General features: G+C 71.2%; 18 protein-coding genes. 12 read left to right on the plus strand and 6 right to left on the minus strand.

The features are described 5' to 3' along the window. Window positions 1-99 precede the first annotated feature (99 nt). Genes ACIA47_RS31070 through ACIA47_RS31085 form a run of 4 tightly spaced genes read left to right on the plus strand, consistent with a single transcriptional unit; the run spans window position 100 to window position 3,973 of the window. Window positions 100-1,494, plus strand: coding sequence for an ABC transporter substrate-binding protein (locus tag ACIA47_RS31070; protein WP_396711883.1), 1,395 nt, complete (start codon window positions 100-102; stop codon window positions 1,492-1,494). Then, a complete protein-coding gene (locus ACIA47_RS31075; protein WP_396711885.1) occupies window positions 1,491-2,447 on the plus strand; it encodes a carbohydrate ABC transporter permease in 957 nt (318 codons plus the stop codon). Before ACIA47_RS31070 ends, ACIA47_RS31075 begins: the two co-directional genes overlap by 4 nt. Next, entirely contained in the window at window positions 2,447-3,313 is an 867-nt protein-coding gene (locus ACIA47_RS31080; protein ID WP_091406739.1) for a carbohydrate ABC transporter permease, read from the plus strand. The genes ACIA47_RS31075 and ACIA47_RS31080 overlap by 1 nt, the downstream gene beginning before the upstream one ends. Window positions 3,314-3,367: 54 nt before the next feature. After that, window positions 3,368-3,973 carry a bifunctional 2-polyprenyl-6-hydroxyphenol methylase/3-demethylubiquinol 3-O-methyltransferase UbiG gene (locus tag ACIA47_RS31085; RefSeq protein ID WP_112589720.1) on the plus strand — a complete coding sequence of 202 codons (606 nt, stop codon included), beginning with the start codon at window positions 3,368-3,370 and terminating at the stop codon, window positions 3,971-3,973. Between the two features lie 22 nt (window positions 3,974-3,995). On the opposite strand, the gene eccB is transcribed toward ACIA47_RS31085, so the two are convergent. Both eccB and tnpB read right to left on the minus strand, forming a co-directional pair. Further along, a complete protein-coding gene (gene eccB / locus ACIA47_RS31090; protein ID WP_396711887.1) occupies window positions 3,996-5,381 on the minus strand; it encodes a type VII secretion protein EccB in 1,386 nt (461 codons plus the stop codon). Between the two features lie 24 nt (window positions 5,382-5,405). Next, window positions 5,406-6,779, minus strand: a complete 1,374-nt coding sequence (gene tnpB, locus ACIA47_RS31095; protein ID WP_396711889.1) for an IS607 family element RNA-guided endonuclease TnpB — start codon at window positions 6,777-6,779, stop codon at window positions 5,406-5,408. Window positions 6,780-7,087: 308 nt separating this feature from the next. Between tnpB and ACIA47_RS31100 the strand changes: the two genes are divergently transcribed. Both ACIA47_RS31100 and ACIA47_RS31105 read left to right on the plus strand, forming a co-directional pair. Then, window positions 7,088-7,807, plus strand: coding sequence for a spermidine synthase (locus tag ACIA47_RS31100; RefSeq protein ID WP_203117259.1), 720 nt, complete (start codon window positions 7,088-7,090; stop codon window positions 7,805-7,807). A gap of 97 nt (window positions 7,808-7,904) precedes the next feature. Beyond that, window positions 7,905-8,081: a hypothetical protein gene (locus ACIA47_RS31105; RefSeq protein ID WP_203117253.1), complete on the plus strand. Its 177-nt coding sequence runs from the start codon at window positions 7,905-7,907 to the stop codon at window positions 8,079-8,081. Window positions 8,082-8,094: 13 nt separating this feature from the next. Here ACIA47_RS31105 and ACIA47_RS31110 read toward each other — a convergent pair whose 3' ends face one another. Next, window positions 8,095-9,897, minus strand: a complete 1,803-nt coding sequence (locus tag ACIA47_RS31110; protein ID WP_396711892.1) for an acyl-CoA dehydrogenase — start codon at window positions 9,895-9,897, stop codon at window positions 8,095-8,097. Window positions 9,898-10,050: 153 nt separating this feature from the next. Between ACIA47_RS31110 and ACIA47_RS31115 the strand changes: the two genes are divergently transcribed. The 5 genes from ACIA47_RS31115 (at window position 10,051) to ACIA47_RS31135 (ending at window position 13,555) form a co-directional block, all read left to right on the plus strand. Next, complete coding sequence (locus ACIA47_RS31115; protein ID WP_396711894.1) at window positions 10,051-10,473, plus strand: MmcQ/YjbR family DNA-binding protein; 423 nt, start codon at window positions 10,051-10,053, stop codon at window positions 10,471-10,473. Between the two features lie 152 nt (window positions 10,474-10,625). Beyond that, the gene (locus ACIA47_RS31120) at window positions 10,626-11,663 is read left to right on the plus strand and encodes an SMP-30/gluconolactonase/LRE family protein (protein ID WP_396711896.1); all 1,038 of its coding nucleotides are present in this window, start codon (window positions 10,626-10,628) and stop codon (window positions 11,661-11,663) included. A gap of 100 nt (window positions 11,664-11,763) precedes the next feature. Continuing rightward, entirely contained in the window at window positions 11,764-12,363 is a 600-nt protein-coding gene (locus tag ACIA47_RS31125; protein ID WP_396711899.1) for a DUF4291 domain-containing protein, read from the plus strand. Window positions 12,364-12,438: 75 nt separating this feature from the next. Continuing rightward, complete coding sequence (locus tag ACIA47_RS31130; protein ID WP_396711901.1) at window positions 12,439-12,819, plus strand: VOC family protein; 381 nt, start codon at window positions 12,439-12,441, stop codon at window positions 12,817-12,819. A gap of 40 nt (window positions 12,820-12,859) precedes the next feature. Continuing rightward, complete coding sequence (locus tag ACIA47_RS31135; RefSeq protein ID WP_396711903.1) at window positions 12,860-13,555, plus strand: alpha/beta fold hydrolase; 696 nt, start codon at window positions 12,860-12,862, stop codon at window positions 13,553-13,555. A 46-nt stretch (window positions 13,556-13,601) separates the two neighbouring features. On the opposite strand, the gene ACIA47_RS31140 is transcribed toward ACIA47_RS31135, so the two are convergent. From ACIA47_RS31140 to ACIA47_RS31150, 3 genes are all read right to left on the minus strand, one after another. Further along, on the minus strand, window positions 13,602-14,867 hold the full coding sequence (locus tag ACIA47_RS31140) for an MFS transporter (RefSeq protein WP_396711905.1): 1,266 nt from the start codon (window positions 14,865-14,867) through the stop codon (window positions 13,602-13,604). Continuing rightward, the gene (locus tag ACIA47_RS31145; RefSeq protein WP_203117236.1) at window positions 14,864-15,484 is read right to left on the minus strand and encodes a helix-turn-helix domain-containing protein; all 621 of its coding nucleotides are present in this window, start codon (window positions 15,482-15,484) and stop codon (window positions 14,864-14,866) included. Before ACIA47_RS31145 ends, ACIA47_RS31140 begins: the two co-directional genes overlap by 4 nt. A gap of 63 nt (window positions 15,485-15,547) precedes the next feature. Further along, a complete protein-coding gene (locus ACIA47_RS31150) occupies window positions 15,548-17,125 on the minus strand; it encodes an LLM class flavin-dependent oxidoreductase (protein ID WP_396711907.1) in 1,578 nt (525 codons plus the stop codon). Window positions 17,126-17,240: 115 nt separating this feature from the next. Between ACIA47_RS31150 and ACIA47_RS31155 the strand changes: the two genes are divergently transcribed. Next, a complete protein-coding gene (locus ACIA47_RS31155; protein WP_396711909.1) occupies window positions 17,241-17,843 on the plus strand; it encodes a MarR family winged helix-turn-helix transcriptional regulator in 603 nt (200 codons plus the stop codon). Window positions 17,844-17,912 lie beyond the last annotated feature (69 nt).

A 17,912-nucleotide genomic window follows, 5' to 3' on the forward strand; every position in this document is an offset into this window, starting at 1 on the left:
GCACTGGGCTCCAGGATAGCAAAAAATCGCGATATGTCTTGCTATTGATCAATCGAAGGTGTTGGATCCTTGATGTACCCTTCGAGAGGAGTGCCATCGATGTCAGCACCTCCGAGGCGGATACTCGCCACCACAGTGATCCTGGCACTGACCACGTCCACCCTGCTGGCCTGCGGCGACGGCGAACCGGACAGCAACAGCAAGAAGATCACCGTCTGGAGCCTGGAAGACGTGGCCGACCGGGTCACCGCCACCAAGGCGATCGTCGCCGACTTCACCGCCAAGACCGGGATCCAGGTCGATCTCGTGACCGTCAACGAGGACCAGTTCCCCTCGTTGATCGCCGCAAACGCCGCCGCCGGCGACCTGCCCGACGTGGTCGGGTCGGTCTCGCTCGCCGGCATCCGTACGCTCGACGGCAACGAGCTGCTGCACACCTCGGCGAACGCGGAGGTCGTCGACAAGCTGGGCAAGCAGACGTTCTCCCCCCGAGCGCTGGAGCTCACCTCTGACGACGGCAAACAGCTCTCCGTGCCCAGCGACGGCTGGGGGCAGCTGCTCGTCTACCGCAAGGACCTGTTCGCCGCGGCCAATCTGCCCACCCCCGACACGTACGAGCGGATCACCGCCGCCGCGGCCCGACTGAACACCGGCGGCGTCGCCGGCATCACCGCGGCGACCGCCCCCAGCGACGTGTTCACCCAGCAGACCTTCGAGCACCTGGCGTTGGCCAACGGCTGCCAGCTCACCGACGACTCGGGGAAGGTGACACTGGATTCGCCCCAGTGCGTCGAGGCGTTCCGCTTCTACGGTGACCTGATCCGCACCAGCTCGGTGAAGGGCGCGCAGGACGTGGACACCACCCGGGCCACCTACTTCGCGGGCAAGGCGGCCATGGTGATCTGGTCACCGTTCATCCTCGACGAGCTGGCTGGGCTGCGCAACGACGCCAAGCCGACCTGCCCCCAGTGCCAGGCCGACCCGGCGTTCCTCGCGAAGAACAGCGGGTTCGTCACCGCGATCAAGGGCCCGAACGGCACCGAACCGGCCCAGTACGGCGAGATCAGCTCGTGGGCGGTTCTCGACGGCGCGGTGACCGACCCGGCGAAGTCCTTCGTGGAGTACATGCTCGGTGACGGCTACCCGCGCTGGTTCGGCATGTCCCCCGAGGGCCGCTTCCCGGTGCGCAAGGGCACCCCCGCCGAGCCGGAGGCGTACCTGACCGCCTGGAACACCAGCCAGGCCGGCGTGGACGCGAAGAAGCCCCTCGCCGACGTGTACGGCGACGAGGTGCTTGCCACGCTGCGCCGCAGCCCGGACACCTTCGGGCGCTGGGGCCTCAGCCAGGGGCAGGGCAAACTCGTCGGCGCCATGCTCGGCGAGTTGCCGGTGCCCAAGGTGCTGGGCGACCTCGTCTCCGGCAAGTCCGACGCGGCGGCCACCGCCAACCGCGCCACGAAGGACGTGGACGCCATCAAGGCGGGCGTCAATTGACCACCATTGCGCCCGGCCCCGGCCGCTCCCCCACCAGGGAGCGGCCGGCGCCGCCCCGGCGCCGACCGTTGACCCTGCGCCGTCGCGAATCCCGGGCCGGCCTCGCGCTGGTCGCACCGACCCTGCTCGTCACCATCGCGGTCATCGGCATCCCGATCGTGTGGACGCTGGTGCTCGCCTTCCAGCGGGTCCGGCTGGCCACGCTGCGCAAGACCGGTCTGTTCGGCGAGTTCACCATGGACAACATCGACCGGGTGCTGCACACCCCCGGCTTCGCCGAGACGCTGTGGGTCACGCTGATCTACAGCATCGGCGGCACCGTCGGGTCGATAGTGCTCGGCCTGGTGGCCGCACTGGTCGTCCGCCGGCCGTTCCGGGGTCGCACCCTGGTCCGGGCGTCCATGCTGCTGCCGTACGTGGCGCCGGTGGTCGCCGTGACGTTCGTCTGGCAGGTGATGCTCGACCCCCAGCTCGGCATCGTCAACGCGTGGGGTCAACGTCTGCTCGGCTGGGACGCCCCGGTGCCGTTCCTCACCCAGGAGTCGACAGCGCTGGCCACGGTGATCGTCTTCGAGGCGTGGCGGTACTTCCCGTTCGCGTTCTTGTTTCTGCTGGCCCGGCTCCAGGCGGTGCCCGGCGAGTTGGAGGAGGCCGCCCGGGTCGACGGCGCCACCCCCACCCAGCGGTTCCGGCACATCCTGCTGCCGCAACTGCTGCCGGTGATCGCCCTGCTGGGCGTGCTGCGCTTCATCATGACGTTCAACAAGTTCGACGACGTCTACCTGCTCACCGGCGGTGCGGCCGGCACCGAGGTGGTCAGCGTGCGGGTGTACGAGTTCCTCACCGCCCGTACCGACATCGGGGCCGCTGCCGCGCAGGCGGTTGTGCTGGCCGTGGTGCTCATCGTGTTCGTGCTGATCTATCTGCGCTTCTTCGGACGGAGAGTGGGTTGATGGACCGGGACGTGGTCGAGACGGTGAGCCTGCGTTGGCTGCGCCGCCTGGTGATCGCCGTGTTCCTGGTGATCACGGTCTTCCCCTTCTACTACATGCTGGTGCTCTCGGTGCGCCCCATCGAGCGGCTGCTGCTCGACCCCGGGGCGCTGGTGGTCGGCTTCGGTGAGCTGACCGTGGCCACGTACGCGGAGGTGCTCAAGGCCACCGACGACGGCGGCCAGGGTTTCCTCACCTTCATCCGCAACAGCGGTCTGGTCGCCGTCGCGGCGACAGTGCTCACTCTCCTGGTCGCGATCCCCGGCGCGTACGCGGTGGCCCGGCTGCGGTTCTTCGGCCGCAGGCAGGTGGACTTCCTGTTCCTGGCGGTCTACCTGTTCCCGTCGATCGTCATCGCGATCCCGCTGTTCGTGGTCTTCACCCGGGCCGGGCTGCGCGGCTCGCTGTTCGGTCTGGTGCTGGTCTACATCTCGCAGACGTTGCCGGTGTCGGTCTACATGCTGAAGAACTACTTCGAGACCATCCCGGTCAGTCTGGAGGAGTCCGCCGCCATCGACGGCGCCGGCCGGCTCGGCATCATCCGCCGGGTCAGCCTGCCCCTGGCGATGCCGTCGATCATGGCGGTCGCGCTCTACGACTTCATGATCGCCTGGAACGAGTTCCTCTTCGCCCTGCTGTTCCTGGTCGACAAACCGAACAGGTGGACGGTGTCACTCGGGTTGTCACTGCTCGCCGACGGGGTGGAGGTCCCCAAGACCGTGCTGATGGCTGGGTCGGTCGTGCTCACCCTGCCCATCGTGATCCTCTTCTTCGCCAGCGAACGGCTGCTCACCGAGGGGCTGACCAGCGGCGCGGAGAAGGGATGATCGTCTCGTCCGGGTCGCCCGCCCAGCCGCCACCGGCCCGGATACGGTGGCCTCATGGCCAACCCGACCCGCTGGGCGACCGACACCGGTCCCGAGCACTCACAGTGGTATATCGACCGGTTCCGGAAGCTCGCGGCCGAGGGCGCTGACCTGGCCGGCGAGGCCCGACTGGTGGACGCCCTCGTCGCGCCCGGCTCCCGCATTCTCGACGCCGGCAGCGGCACCGGCCGCGTCGGTGCCGCGCTGGCCGAGCGGGGGCACACGGTGGTCGGGGTGGACGCCGACCCCGCGCTGGTCGATGCCGCCCGCGCCGACTATCCCGGCCCGACGTGGCTGGTCGCCGACCTCGCCGAGCTGGACCTACCGGCGCTGGGTGAGGCGGAACCGTTCGACGCGGCGGTGCTGGCCGGCAACGTGCTCGCCTTCGTCGCCGTCGGCACCGAACCTGAGGTACTGCGCCGGGTGGCAGCGCACCTGCGACCCGATGGCGTACTGACCGTCGGCTTCGGCACGGAGCGCGGCTACCCACTGACCGCGTTCGACGCCGACGCGGTGGCCGCCGGGCTGCGCGTGGAGCAGCGCTTCGCCACCTGGGACCTGCGCCCGTGGCGCGACGACGCCCCGTTCGCGGTCACCGTCCTGCGCCGCCCGGCCGACTGACACCCGCGGCGGCGCGTCACCCTCAGTCCGGGGCGGCGACGGCGCGGGCGGCGGCCGGGTCGAGGGTGGCGCCGGCAGGCACCAGGCTGACCAGCCCGGCCGGTAGCCGCAGCGGCCGCACGTCGCGGTAGCCCAGCATCGGGAGCACCTCCCGGTCGGCCAGCACGTACCGTCGGCCCAGGTCGGTGACCACGGACACCGCGCCGCCGGTCGCGCCAGGCGCCGCGACGGCCTCGACCACCGCGCCCCGGCCCGGCTCCACCACCACGTGGTCGGCCAGCACCGCTCCGCCGGTCGGCGCGGTGCGGGGCACGGCCGTCAGGTCCCGCAGCGGTACGCCCCAGCGCACCTCCCCAACCCCGCCGTCGTCGCCGATGCGGGTGCACAGCGCCCCGCCGTCGCCGGCCGCGAGCCGAGGCGGGGTCGGCGGCGGGGCATTCGGGCCGGTCGGGGCCAGGTCGGGCACCGTGGGCAGCGCGGCGAACCGACCCAACGTCATCGGCACCGGCTCGACCTGACCGGTGCGGGCCAGCAACAACCCCGCCTGCAGCTCGGTGATGCCGGCCAGGCCGGCGTCGAGCGCCACCGCGTACTGCCGGCCGCCACCGGAGTTGCTCACCAGGTAGACCGTGCCGATCGCCGCACCCGGCACCCGGGTGGCGGGCCGACCCAGCGCGGGCAGGTCGAGCGGGGCGAGGTCGGTGCCGGCGGGCAGCGAGTTGAGCAGTGCCGGCGCCACCCGAACCGCCTGGGCCCGGGTGGTGGCGAGCGCCGCCAGCACCCGGCTCGGATCACGGACGGGATAGCGGCGCTGGTGCCAGACCAGGTGCAGCCCGCCGTCAGGGTGGCGCAGCAGCAGCGCGTCATCGCCCAACGGCCGACCGCCGTCGGGCTCGGTGCCGATCAGCAACGCGGAGCGGGGCACCTCGACGCCCGTACCGGCCGGGACCGTCGAGCAGACCGTCCACGCCGTGGCAGCCAGCCGGCCCGGGGCGGGCAGCGAGTCGGGTGCGTCGGCGATGCCCAACGGCAGCCCGCGCGGCACCCCGTCGATCGTGCGTCGGGACACCAGGACGGTCTTCGAGCGGTCCGCACCGACGATGAGCAGCGCCGAGGCGTAGTTGAGCACCGGGTGCAGCTTCTGCTCGCGGTAGACGAACCGGGCGCCGGACTCCTTCTCCACGATCACCGCGCCCGGGTCGCGCCACCCCTTGCCGCCGCCGGCGAACAGTCCGTAGAGGGCGAAACCACCGAGCCCGATCGCCGCGACCAGGACGCTGGCCAGGCCGGCGCCGGCCAGCCGCCGAAACGGCGACTGCGCGGGGTCGGTCTCCCGCATGACCAGGGCGGCGACTGCCCGCTGGACGCTGAACTGGTAGGAGTGCAGCTGGTCCTGCCGCGACGGCATGAGTCCGTTACCTTTCGGTGCGCTCTAGTGAGCGCGTGATTGGTTGCCCCGCCTTGCGGTGGGGGCGGCCCCGGTCTTGCCGGCGGATGCCGTGCCGGGTTCACGTTTCACAGTCACCTGCCCTTGTGTGTGGGTCTTCTGGTCGGCTCCGCGTGCTGCCACCGAGCCACTCCCGGCGGTGGTGCTGAGCTCAGCCGCGAGGGCGGCCAGGTTGAGTGCGGCGTTGCGGTCACGGTCGATGACCAGGCCGCACGCCTCACAGTCGTACTCACGCTCGTGCAGGGCGAGCTTGGCTTTCACCGCCCCGCAACCCGAGCAGGTTTTCGAGGACGGATACCAGCGGTCGGCCACGAGCAACCGGCCGCCGTTCCATCCGGTCTTGTATGCCAGCTGACGGCGGATCTCGGCGAACCCGGCGTCAGCGATGTGCCGGGCCAGCCGCCGGTTGCGCAGCATGCCCGCGACGTTCAGGTCTTCGACAACGATGGTGCCGTGTTCGCGTGTCAGCCTCGCGGTGAGCTTGTGCAGCCCGTCGCGGCGCAGGTTCGCGACTCGCGCATGGGCGCGACCAAGTCGGTCCGAGGCGCGTTGCCAGCGGTTCGAGGGGCGGCAGCCGGTGCGCCGGTGGGGGCCGGACTTCCGCGACGACGCCCGACCGAGCGCCCGCAGTCGGGCCTGCGCGGCGACGAGGTGGCGCGGGTTGTCGACCCGCTCGCCGGTGGACAACACCGCAAGATGTTTGATTCCGACATCCACCCCCACCACCGAGGCGGGCCGGGCCGGTTGCCGTTCGGTCCGCTGCACCTCGACGGTGAACGAGACGTGCCACCGTCCGCCGTCGCGGCGCACGGTGGCGGACATGATCCGCGCGGTGCCGCCCTCGATACGGCGGGCGAGCTTGCGGGCGGATTCGTGCAGCTTCAACCGACCCAGCCTCGGCAGCACCACGTGCCGGCGGTCGGGCTCGACGCGGATCGCGCCGGTGGTGAACCGCACCGCCGGTGTGCCACGGCGGCGGGACTTGAAGCGGGGGAAACCGACCGGCCTGCCGGCCCGCCCGCCCTGACGGGAGTCAGCCCAGTTCTTCAAGCCGCGGGCGAGAGCGTCCAGGCCGGTGTTGAACGCCTCTTTCGACACCTCACCCCACCACGGCACCGCTTTGGCCTTCGCTTCGTTCCACGCCTTGCGCAGCCCGGCGAGCGACCACGGCAGTGACGGCGTCAGCAACTCATCCGGCACCCCATAGGAGCGCTCCGCAGCGCGCTGGTCCATGACCGCCTTGACCCGGGCGAGCGCCCAGTTGTGCGCCACTCGCGCGGCCCCCACATGCGCCCTCACGGCGCGTTCCTGGCCTGGGGTGAGGTCGAGGGCGAACCGGTAAGCCTGGATCGTCTTCACGTCGGATCCTCGATGACAACCTCGGCCGCGCGGCGAGCCGGTACGCGGGAACAGGCAACGTCCCGGACTCGTACCGCCGTCGCGTACGAGACGCCGGTAGCCGCCGCCCACTCCTTCAAGTTCACACCGCCCCTCTAGACGACCACTGAACACTCCTGACCGTCAGAACGCCAGCAGTTACTTCCCCTCCGGTGGATCGGCCGGGCACAGGATATGCGCTGCGTCAATGTCCCGCGGACCCTGCGTGGCCGCCCGTCGCGGGGCAACCGGTACCATCCGGGGACGAATCCGGCGGCGAGAGGGCACCCGTGGGCGCGCGTTTCGAAGAGCTGGCCTGGCGAGAGACCCCGATCGGCGCGATCAGCCTGCGCCGACGCCGGGACCCGGCACTCCAGGTCGAGGTGTACGAGGTCAAGCTCGACGACGAGTACCTGATGTCCAGCCTCTTCCCGGTCGCGGAGATCGAGCTGGCCCGGCTCGGTCTCGCCGAGGTGACCGGTGACTCGCTCGACGTGGTGGTGGGCGGTCTCGGGCTGGGCTACACCGCCTGCGCGGCGCTGGGCGACCCCCGGGTGCGCTCATTGTTCGTGGTGGAGGCGATCGAGGACGTGATCGACTGGCACCAGCGAGGGCTGCTGCCGTTCGCGGCGGGGCTCGCCGAGGACCCCCGGACCCGCTTCGTGCAGGCCGACTTCTTCGCGGCGGTGGCCGGTGACACCGGCTTCGACACCGAGGTGCCCGGCCGGCGGTTCGACGCGGTGCTGCTCGACGTCGACCACTCCCCGCGTAACGTCCTGCACCCGAGCCACGCGGCGTTCTACCCGCCGGCCGGGTTGCGTCGTCTGGCCGCCCTGCTGCGCCCCGAGGGCGTCTTCGCGCTCTGGTCGGATGACCCGCCGGACGCCGAGTTCACCGCCGCGCTCACCGAGGTGTTCGCGAGCGTACGCGCGCATGTCGTGCCGTTCGCCAATCCGCTGACCGGCGGGGAGTCGGCCAACACCGTCTACGTGGCGCGTACCGGCCCCTGATCGACTCCGGTAGGCCGATCGCGCATGGTGTCGGCCGGACGGGGAACGAGGAGCCGGGGCCGGCCGCACCAGGCGCGGCCGGTTACGGGAGGTCGACATGCGTGCACTGCTCTGGGTTGTCGGCGTGGTCGCTGGCGTGCTGATCCTGCTCGGGTTGGTTCTCGAGGCGGTCCGCTGGTTGATCATCATCGGTGTGATCGCGCTGGTGATCGTGATCGTCTGGGGCGTCGTCAAGGGGCGGCAGGCCATGCAGCATCAAGGCCGACGACGCTGACCGGTCAGCCCGCTCAGAACCAGTCCGGGCGCATGTCGAGCGTGGTGCGGTCCCGGCTGTCCAGCAGGTCGAACTGCGGGCCGGTCCGGGGCAGCTCGACTGTGAAGAAGTAGCGGGCGGCCTGCCGCTTGCCGGCGTGGAACGCGTCGCCGGCCCCCTCCGGCGGCAGCGCCAGCACCTGCTCCAACCACATCCACGCGATCACCACGTGCCCGACGGCCTCCAGATAGGCGCTGGCGTTGGCCAGCGCGAGCACCGGGTCACCGTCGGCCCACAGTCGACTGGTGACCGCGGTGACCCGGTCCACCGCGGCGGCCAGCCGGTCGGCCAGCTCGGCCGACTCTCCCCCGACCTTGCGGGCCCGCTCGACCGTGTCACCGATCGTCGTGGTCAGCAGGGTGAGACCAGCGCCGCCCTGCATGATCATCTTGCGTCCCAGCAGATCCAGTGCCTGGATGCCGTGGGTGCCCTCGTGGATCGGGTTGAGCCGGTTGTCCCGGTAGTGCTGCTCCACGTCGTGGTCGCGGGTGTAGCCGGCACCTCCGAGCACCTGGATGGCCAGGTCGTTGGCGGCGAGGCACCACTGCGACGGCCAACTCTTCGTGATCGGTGTGAGCACGTCCAGCAGCAGGTGCGCGCGCTCGCGGTCGGCCCCGGCCGGGGCGGTCTTCTGCTCGTCGAGCAACCGCGCGCAGTAGAGCACCAGCGCCAGTGCCCCCTCCACGTAGCTCTTCTGGGCCAGCAGCATCCGACGTACGTCAGGGTGGTCGATGATCGGCACCTGGGCGGCGGCCGGGTCCTTCGCGCCGACCGGCCGGCCCTGCGGCCTCTCCTTGGCGTACGCCAGGCTCTTGAGATAGCCGGTGTAACCCAGCGCGGTGGCGCCCGCCCCGACCCCGATCCGGGCCTCGTTCATCATGTGGAACATCTGCGCCAGGCCCTGATGCGGCGCGCCGACGAGGTGACCGACCGCTCCGGCGCGGCCGGCCGGGGTGTGCGCGCCGTCGCCGAAGCTGAGCAGGGTGTTGGTGGTGCCCCGGAACCCCATTTTGTGGTTGAGCCCGGCCAACGCCACGTCGTTGCGCTCACCGAGCGACCCGTCCGGGGCGACCAGCACCTTCGGCACGATGAACAGCGAGATGCCCTTGACGCCGGGCGGCGCGCCCGGGATGCGCGCCAGCACCAGGTGGACGATGTTCTCGGCCAACTCGTGGTCGCCACCGGAGATCCACATCTTGGTGCCGAAGAGCCGGTACGTGCCGTCCGGCTGCGGCTCGGCGCGGGTGGTGATGTCGGCCAGCGAGCTGCCGGCGTGCGGCTCGGACAGGCACATGGTGCCGAAGAACCGGCCGTCCAACATGGGCCGGACGTAGGTGTCCACCTGCTCGGGGCTGCCGTGCGCCAGCAGCAGGTTGGCGTTGCCCAGGGTGAGGAACGGGTAGGCCGAGGTGGCCACGTTGGCGGCCTGGAACCAGGTGAAGCACGCCGCCGCGACGGCGTGCGGCAGTTGCAGGCCACCGACCGCAGCGTCCAGCCCGGCAGTGAGTAGGCCCGTCTCGGCGAAGCTGTCCAACGCCGCACGGACCTGCGGGATCAGCCGCACCCGCTGCCCGTCGAAGGTGGGCTCGGCCAGGTCGGCGGCGCGGTTGTGCGGGGCGAACTGCTCGGTGGCCACCCGCTCGGCGAGATCCAGGGCGTCGTCGAAGGTCTCCCGGGAGTGCTCGGCGTAGCGGGGACGCTCGACGAGTTCGGACACCCGCAGCCACTCGTGCAGCAGGAAGTCGAGGTCACGGCGGGAGAGCAGGGTGGACGGCACGGCACTCCTCAGCGGGCACGGGGGCGGGTCGAGCCGGGGCGACGGCCCACTGTCGCCCCGCCCATCCTCGCGGATCGACAGGGCGCGCACCACCGGCCCGGGCGGCCTTCGAGGAGCCGAACTTGTCACACCAACCCGCTAGCGTCGTTGCCCGTGAGCGCACCCGGAGACGTCCCGCCCGAGGTCCTCGACCGGCTGCGGCCGATCTGTCTCGGGCTGCCGGAGACCTACGAGGAGCCCGCCTGGGTGGGCATCCGCTGGCGGATCCGCAAGCGGACCATCGCGCACGTCCTCACCGTCGACCCCGATCGCCAGCCGGTCCACGCACGGGCTGCCGCAGTCGACCGGCCTGCCTGCCTGCTGACCTTCCGGTCGCCACTCGACGAGATCGCCGGGCTCCTCGCCACGGGGCACCCCTTCTACAAACCGGACTGGAGTCCGAACGTGATGGGCATGGTCCTGGACGGGAACACCGACTGGGAGGAAGTGGGTGAGTTGCTCACCGAGAGCTACTGCGTCATGGCCCCGAAGCGGCTCGCCGCCCGGGTCGGCCCCGCGACACCGCCGATCGGCTGAGCGCCGAGGGCGCCCTGCCGCCGGTTGAGCGCCGGCGGTGTCCTGCGACCGGCGGTTTCGGCCGGCACGCTGCGGGGATACCGGGCCGGATGGCCGTAGCCGTCGTCACCGGTTGAAAGCCGAGGCGCCGCCGGGCGGGTGAGGAGCAGTCGATGTCGTCGCTGCCCACCGAGGAGGATCACCGGTTGACGCCGGTGCTCCAGGAGGACCGGGTGTGCACGGGCGTGACCACAGTGCGCGGGCGGGTGTTCCTGAGCTACCCGTCGGCGGATCGGCCCGGCGTGCAGGTGGTGGAGGCGCTGCCGGACGGCCGTCGTGTGCCCTACCCCGACGCCGCGTGGAACCGTACCGACCAATCGTCGAGCGGAGCGTTCGTGCACGTCAACGGGTTGCGCGCCGGCCCGGATGGCCGGTTGTGGATCATCGACTCGGGTTCGCCGCGGATCGGCGGCGCGCAGGTGCCGGGCGGTGCTCGGCTGGTCGCTGTCAACCCGGACGACGACCACGTGGAGCGGGTCTACCACCTCGACGAGGCGGTGCACCCGGGCAGCTACGTCGACGACGTCCGATTCAACGGCCGGGTGGCGTATTTCAGCGACGCCGGGGCGGCCGGCCTCATCGTGCTCGACCTCGACTCGGGTCGGTCGAGACGGGTGCTGGACGGGCATCCGAGCACGGCGGGCGACCCGGTGGTCGCCGACGGTCGCGTGCTGCGTGACCCGGACGGCACCGAGGTACGCCTGCACGTGGACCAGCTGGAGGTGTCGCCGGACGGTCGCTGGCTCTACTACCAGCCGGCCTCCGGCGGGATGTCCCGGATCGCCACCCGTTGGTTGGACGATCCGTCGGTGTCCGCCGCCGAACTGGCCCGGAGAGTCGAACGCTGGTGTGACACACCCAGCACCGGCGGCACGGCCATCGACGCCACCGGCGCCATCTACCTCGGCGACCTGGAACGACGGCGGGTCCTCGTCCTCGCGCCCGACCGCAGCGTGCGGACGCTGGTCGCCGACCCCCGACTGGCCTGGGTGGACGCGATGTGGCTCGACGCCGATGCCCGGCTCTGGATGCCGGCGGCCCAGCTGCACCTGACCGCCGGGCTCAACGGCGGGGTCTCGGCCGTCGAATACCCGGTCCGGATCTACCGGATGCCCGTTGAGATCGGGCCGCCCGCCCGGGACCACGCCTGAGTGCTCAATCCGGCAGCCGCCGGTCCGCACCGGGTCTCCCCCGGCCCGGGGTACGAAATCCCGGTGGAGAGGGTGCGGTCCGATGGGTGAAGATCGCAGGGTGTCCGTTCCTGCCCGCCAGATCCGTGCTCGTTTCTCGGCCGACACGATCACCGTGTACCAGGCGTACCCACCGGAGATCGCGTTGCCGGGGGTGGCCGCCGGTCGCTTCGTGGCTCCCTTCAAGCGTGACCGGATGACCTGGATCAAGCCGTCGTTCCTGTGGATGATGTACCGCTGCGGTTGGGCCACCAAGCCCGGGCAGGAGCGTGTGCTGTCCATCGACATCACGCGGGAGGGCTTCGAGTGGGCGCTGGCGCGAGCCTGTCTGAGTCACTACGACCAGGGCCTGCACGGTGACCGGGCGACGTGGTCGCGGCAACTCAAGGTTAGCCCGGTACGGGTGCAGTGGGATCCGGAACGGACACTGCACCTGAGCGCGTTGCCCTACCGGTCGTTGCAGGTCGGGCTGTCCGGCGAAGCCGTCGCCCGGTACGTCGACGACTGGACGGTCAGCGTCACGGACATCACCCCTACTGTCCACCGCTTGCGGGAACTGGTGCGGGCCCAGGACGTGCGGGCGGCCACGGACCACCTGCCGACCGAACGAAGCTATCCGTTGCCCAGGCAGATCGCGGCCCACCTCGACGCCACCGGCTGAGTCCGCGCGGTCAACGGCCCTCGGGTGCCACGCGCCGTCCAGCAACACATTTACATTCTCGATATCCTGGCCGGCATGCACCGAAGCCGCGTGTACGCGCTACTGATCGACGCTCCCAAGGCGGAGGCCGCCCGGGCGGCGGAGTTCTGGTCGGCGGCGCTCGGCGTCAGCACCCGGTCCGATCCCGCCGAGCCGCAGTTCGTCGGCCTGCACGGGGCACTGCCGGGGCTGGTCACCGCGGTCCAGGCGGTCGACGATACGCCGCGCTTCCACCTCGACATCGAGACCGACGACGTGCCAGCTGAGACCGAACGGTTGATGGCCCTGGGCGCCACCGAGGTGTCGCAGTGGCTGGAGTGCCGGATCCTGCGGGCGCCCGGTGGCCACCTGCTCTGTGTGCTTCCGGTGGCGAGTCCACCGGAGGTGTTCGCGGCCGGGGCCCGCACCTGGTCCTGACGCATCGGGGCTGTCGGAGGGTGCGGCTAGGGTCCCGCCCATGGCTGAATTCGTACTGGTGGCGGGGGCGTGGCTGGGATCGTCGGCATGGGACGAGGTGGTGGCACCACTTCGGGCGGCCGGCCACGGCACCCACGCGTTGACCCTCTCCGGCCTCGCCGAGAAGCAGGGCGTGCCCGCCGGGCAGCAGACCCACGTGCAGGACATCGTCGACGAGATCGAGCGCGGCGATCTGCACGACGTGGTGCTGGTCGGGCACAGCTACTCGGGCATTCCGGTGGGTCAGGCCGCCGAGCGGATCGGCGAGCGGTTGACCCGGGTGGTCTTCGTGGACTCCGAGGTGCCGGTCGACGGTGGGTCGTTCGCCTCCTGCTGGTGGCAGGGCCAGGCGGCCTTCGAGGCGCAGATCGCCGACAACAACGGTTACTGGGCTCCGCTCGGCGCGGCCGACTTCGACGGTCAGGGTCTCACCGACGAGCAGGTCGCCCGGCTGATCGAGGGCTCCACGCCGCATCCGGGGGCCACGCTGACCGAGCCGGCCGTGCTGACCCGGCCGTTGAGTGAGCTGCCGGCGACGTACGTCAAGTGTCTGCTCGACGGGCCGGAGCCCAACGACACGGTGGCGAAACTGCTGACCAGCGACCACTGGCGGTTGGTCACCATGGACACCGGCCACTGGCCGATGTTCTCCCAGCCCGCCGAGCTGGCCCGGATCCTGTTGGCCGAGGCCGGCTGACCTTCGCTGGCCTGGGCCGCAGACCCAGGCCAAGGCGCCGCAGCTATCAGGCGGCGTCGAGATTCTGGATGTGGCGCACCGGTGACGCGAGCAACCACAGCACGGCGAGCACGCCACCCAGGCCGGCGATGGCCAGGGTGGGTCGCAGCCCGATGGTGGTGCCCAACGCACCGCCGACCAGCGCGCCGAGCGGTCGGATGCCATAGTTGACGGCACTGTAGGCACCGGCCCGGCGTGCCAGCGCGTCGGCGGGTGTCACGGCGATCAGGAGGGCGTTGAGGTTCACGTCCATCAGCATCACCCCGACGCTGGAGACCAGCTCGATGGCCGCCAGCATGGCCACCTTCGTCCAGGTCGGTCCGGACACCAGCGCGGTCAGCGCCAGCGGCGCGGGGAAGAGCACCGCGCCGATCATGGCGGTACGGCCCAGACCGATGGCGCGGGAGACCCGAGGTGCGAGCGCCGCACCCGCGAATCCGCCGAGCGCTCCGAAACCGAGGGCGATGCCGATCGCGCCGGCTGACAGGTCGAGTTCGCGGCTGGCGTAGAGCACCAGCAGCGCGCCGGCGATGAAGGTGAAGAAGTTGACAGTGCTGGTGCAGCCGAGGGCGGCCCGTAGCACCGGGTGCCGCAGCACCAGCACGAGCCCTTCGCGGACCAGGCCGAGAGTGGACGTCCGACGCGGCGGGGGCGGGGGCTCGGTCACCGGGATGCGGCTGAGCAGCAGCGCGGAGCCGAGGAAGGAGACCGCGTCGACGACGATCGCGATCGGCGCGCTGAGCGCCTGGACCAGCCCACCGCCGACGGCCGGGCCGGCGATGAAGGACAGCGACCGGCTCATGCTCATCTTGCTGTTCGCGTCCACGTACGCCGATCGCGGCACCAGGCCGACGAAGAACGCCTGACGCGCCATGGCGAAGAGCACCGCGCCGAAGCCGGTGAGCAGTGCCACCAGGTAGAGCTGGGTGAGGGTGATCGCGTCGAACAGGTAGGCCACCGGCAGGCTGAGCAGCACGGCGGCGCGGAGCAGGTCCGCGATGATCAGCAGTCGCCGCTTGTGGGTGCGCTGGTCCACCCAGGCGCCCAGGAACAGGCCCAGCAGGTTGGGCAGCCAGATCAGCGCGGTGAGGACGCTGACCTGCACGGGTGTCGCGGTGAGCAGGGTGACGGCGATCAGCGGTAGGGCCAGTTCACTGATCCGATCGCCGAAGTGGGAGATCGTCTCGCTGATCCAGAAGGTGCGGAACCGCCGGTCACGGTGCAGGGCCGGCGGGGCCCCGGTGTCGGTGGGGGCGTCGGTGGCGGCGGTCACGACGTGGCCGCGTCGTCGTCGCCGGGCTCGGTCGGGGCTTCCTCCCCCGGCTCGGGCAGGAGGTAGCGCAGCATCCGGACGACCCGCGCGCCGTCCGGGGCCGACGCCTCCTTGCGCCGCACGTACGGAGCGATCAGCTCTTCGATCGACTCCTCCAGCTGGCGCAACTCGTCGGCGGTGGCCACGAACCGGGTGTCGGCCATGCCGGCCAGCGCGCGCCACTCCGGGTCCAGTCGGGGCTCTTCGTGCAGCAGCCACTGCTGGGGTGCGTCGGCGTTGCGGGCGAACATCTCCGCGCGCAGCTGTTGGCTCGCGGACTGCCCCTCGACACTGTCGGAAGCGGTGAAGCGGAAGCCCCGGGCGACGGCCTGCCACCAGCGTTCCCGCTTGCTGGTGGCGCCGTCCCAGTCATGGACCAGGCCGAACGTCGCGAGGTGCCGCAGGTGCCAGCTGACCACTGACGGCGTGGCGCCGACGTGTGGTGAGAGCCCGGTGGCCGTGGCCGGGCCGTGCCGCTGGAGGTGCTCCAGGATCGCGAGCCGGACCGGGTGGGCCAGCGCCCGAAGCGCCTGCGGCTCGCTGATCTCGAAATCCCCGTACGGATTCTTGAGAGACATGTTTCGAGAGTAGTCTCTCAAATTGGGTCGGGGCAACCCCGAGTCGCCGCCGCGGCGCCTTGATCAGGCGATTCCCAACCGCGCCAACGGCTCGACCAGCTCCCGCTCCTCGTAGCTGAGGTGCGACAGGAGGGCGTCGGTCAGCAGGTCCACCGCGGCCCGCAGCTCGGCGAGGCCGTCCGGAGATCCGACGTACGCGACCAGGGCCCGGTCGACACCCTCCAGCACGTCGTGGATGACGTGATGCTCCTGCTCCAGCCGGTCGACCACCGGGCCGAGTCGGGGGTCACGTGCCCGCAACCTGGGGAAGAACGACTGGTCCTCGATCGTGTGGTGGGTGGTGACGATGCGGCAGTACGACTCGCAGTAGACGCCGAGGGTCCACCGGTTCTGCCTCATGGTCATCGTGTTGATGTGGGACCGGGCGGCGCCGGCGTCGATCTCGCCGGCCGCCACCTGCTCGATCAGGTCGTGAATCTGGGCCAGCTCGGCGCGCAGGCCGTCGTGGATCTGCACGAGGTGCGCGCCGGTGGCCTGCTCCTGCGGGGTGTAGGTGCGCTCCGGATCGGGCGCGGGCCCGGTCGGCCGGGTCGACTCGTCCCACACCTGCTGCTCGCTTCGCCGTACGCCGTCGTCCGGGGTCGGCACCACGGCGAACGCACCACCGGTCGCGGTGGCGCGGCTCGCCCGGACCGGCGGCGCAGCGACCGGCTCCGGCTCGGGTTCCGGCGTACGCTCCGAAGTCGCGCCCCGGTCACGTTCGGCGGCGACCAGCTCGCGGACGGCGGGGGCCACCTCGCCGGCGAAGCGGCGCAGGTCGTCGGGGTCGTCACTGCCCAGGATGAAGGTGCCGACACCCTCCTCCAGTGCCAGTTCGGCCAGCTCCTCGGCCCACTGCTCGGCGGGCCCGTTCATCGGGCCGCGCCCGACGGTCGAGAACTCTCCGGCGATGTTGAGCAGCCGACGCACGTCCCGCGGGGACCGGCCGGCCTGCTGCGCGGCGTCGTCGATGATCGCGTTGCCCTTGGCCAGGTCACCGGGCTGGAGGTAGCCCAGCGTGGGCAGCCAACCGTCGGCCCGACGACCGGTGAGCTGAAGCATCCGGGGCTTGTACGCGCCCAGCCAGATCGGCACCGCGTGGGCCGGAGCGGGACCACGCTTGGCACCGACGACCCGGTAGAACTCGCCGTCGACCCGCACTCCGCCGCGCGTTTCGACGTCCCAGAGCTGACGGACGACCTCGACGGCCTCCTCCAGCGCTCGTACGCCCTGGCCGGGGGTCAGCCGCCGGCCGCCCATCGCCTCGATGGCATCCCAGAACGCCCCCGCCCCGAGGCCGAGGTTGACCCGGCCACCACTGAGCAGGTCCAGGCTGGCCACACTGCGGGCGAGCACCGCCGGCGGACGCAGTGGCAGGTTCGTCACGTTCGCCGCCAGGTGCACCCGGTTGGTGCGGGCCGCCACGAAGCTCAGCAGCGTCCAGGTGTCGAGGAACGCCGGCTGGTAAGGGTGATCCTGAAAGGTGACCAGGTCCAACCCGACCTGCTCGGCCAGGACGGCGACACCGACCGCACGGCCCGGATTGTCAGCGCTGGGCGTGACGAAGGAGCCGAAGACCAGGTCGTGGCCGTAGTCGCTCATCTGCGAGCCTCCCGATTTTCCCCGACGCCTCGGACGATGCGTCGCAACCTTAACCTTATGCCACACAGAACATCTTCTGCCAACAAGGTCTGGCTCACTGCGCTATTGTCGGGGGATGACGGGTGCCTCTCACGGGCCGGACCGGCCCGATCCGCTCGACGACGACCTGGGCTGGATGCTCGGGATCGTCTTCCGCGGCTACGTCCGGGCGGCCGAGCACGCGCTCACCGACTTTCCCGGTGGCCCGCGCGGTTACCAACTGCTCACCGCGGCCAGCAACGGGCCGGCCCGAAACCAGGGCGCGATCGCCGAGGAGATCGGCATCGACCGCACCGTCCTCACGTACCTGATCGATGACCTGGAGCGGCCCGGGTTCGTCGCCCGGCGCGCGGACCCGGCCGACCGACGCAACCGGCTGATCGAGGTTACCGACGCCGGCCGCGCCGCCTGGGAGCAGCGACGGCTGGCACTGCGGCAGGTCGAGTCGCATCTGCTGGGGGCGCTCACTGCGACCGAGTCGGCGACGCTGCGGTCACTGCTTCAGAAGGTCGCCTGCTCGGCCCAGGCGGCGGACCCGTTGCGCGACCTCTGCGAGGTGGTGACACAGGTGCAGGCCGATTCGGCGACGGCGGCGCCCGCTGCGCGCCGGACCGGCGCCGCGACGGCGCGGAGCGGGCGAACCGCCACCCCCCGAGCCCGCCGCGGCAGGCCCGACTGACCTGGACGCAGCGGGGCGGACCCGCCCCGAACCGCCCGACGTCGTCCGTCGAGCGGTGCCGGACAGGCC

The sequence above is a fragment of the Micromonospora sp. NPDC051227 genome (assembly GCF_044455385.1).
In the GTDB taxonomy this organism is placed as follows: Bacteria; Actinomycetota; Actinomycetes; order Mycobacteriales; family Micromonosporaceae; genus Micromonospora.

What these genes read in the sequence shown, in the direction of transcription:
- ACIA47_RS31070 (WP_396711883.1), top strand. Translation starts at nt 100, where the DNA reads ATGTCAGCACCTCCGAGGCGGATACTCGCCACCACAGTGATCCTGGCA.
- ACIA47_RS31080 (WP_091406739.1), top strand. Translation starts at nt 2,447, where the DNA reads ATGGACCGGGACGTGGTCGAGACGGTGAGCCTGCGTTGGCTGCGCCGC.
- ACIA47_RS31085 (WP_112589720.1), top strand. Translation starts at nt 3,368, where the DNA reads ATGGCCAACCCGACCCGCTGGGCGACCGACACCGGTCCCGAGCACTCA.
- eccB (WP_396711887.1), bottom strand. Translation starts at nt 5,381, where the DNA reads ATGCCGTCGCGGCAGGACCAGCTGCACTCCTACCAGTTCAGCGTCCAG.
- ACIA47_RS31105 (WP_203117253.1), top strand. Translation starts at nt 7,905, where the DNA reads ATGCGTGCACTGCTCTGGGTTGTCGGCGTGGTCGCTGGCGTGCTGATC.
- ACIA47_RS31120 (WP_396711896.1), top strand. Translation starts at nt 10,626, where the DNA reads ATGTCGTCGCTGCCCACCGAGGAGGATCACCGGTTGACGCCGGTGCTC.
- ACIA47_RS31130 (WP_396711901.1), top strand. Translation starts at nt 12,439, where the DNA reads ATGCACCGAAGCCGCGTGTACGCGCTACTGATCGACGCTCCCAAGGCG.
- ACIA47_RS31135 (WP_396711903.1), top strand. Translation starts at nt 12,860, where the DNA reads ATGGCTGAATTCGTACTGGTGGCGGGGGCGTGGCTGGGATCGTCGGCA.
- ACIA47_RS31145 (WP_203117236.1), bottom strand. Translation starts at nt 15,484, where the DNA reads ATGTCTCTCAAGAATCCGTACGGGGATTTCGAGATCAGCGAGCCGCAG.
- ACIA47_RS31150 (WP_396711907.1), bottom strand. Translation starts at nt 17,125, where the DNA reads ATGAGCGACTACGGCCACGACCTGGTCTTCGGCTCCTTCGTCACGCCC.
- ACIA47_RS31155 (WP_396711909.1), top strand. Translation starts at nt 17,241, where the DNA reads ATGACGGGTGCCTCTCACGGGCCGGACCGGCCCGATCCGCTCGACGAC.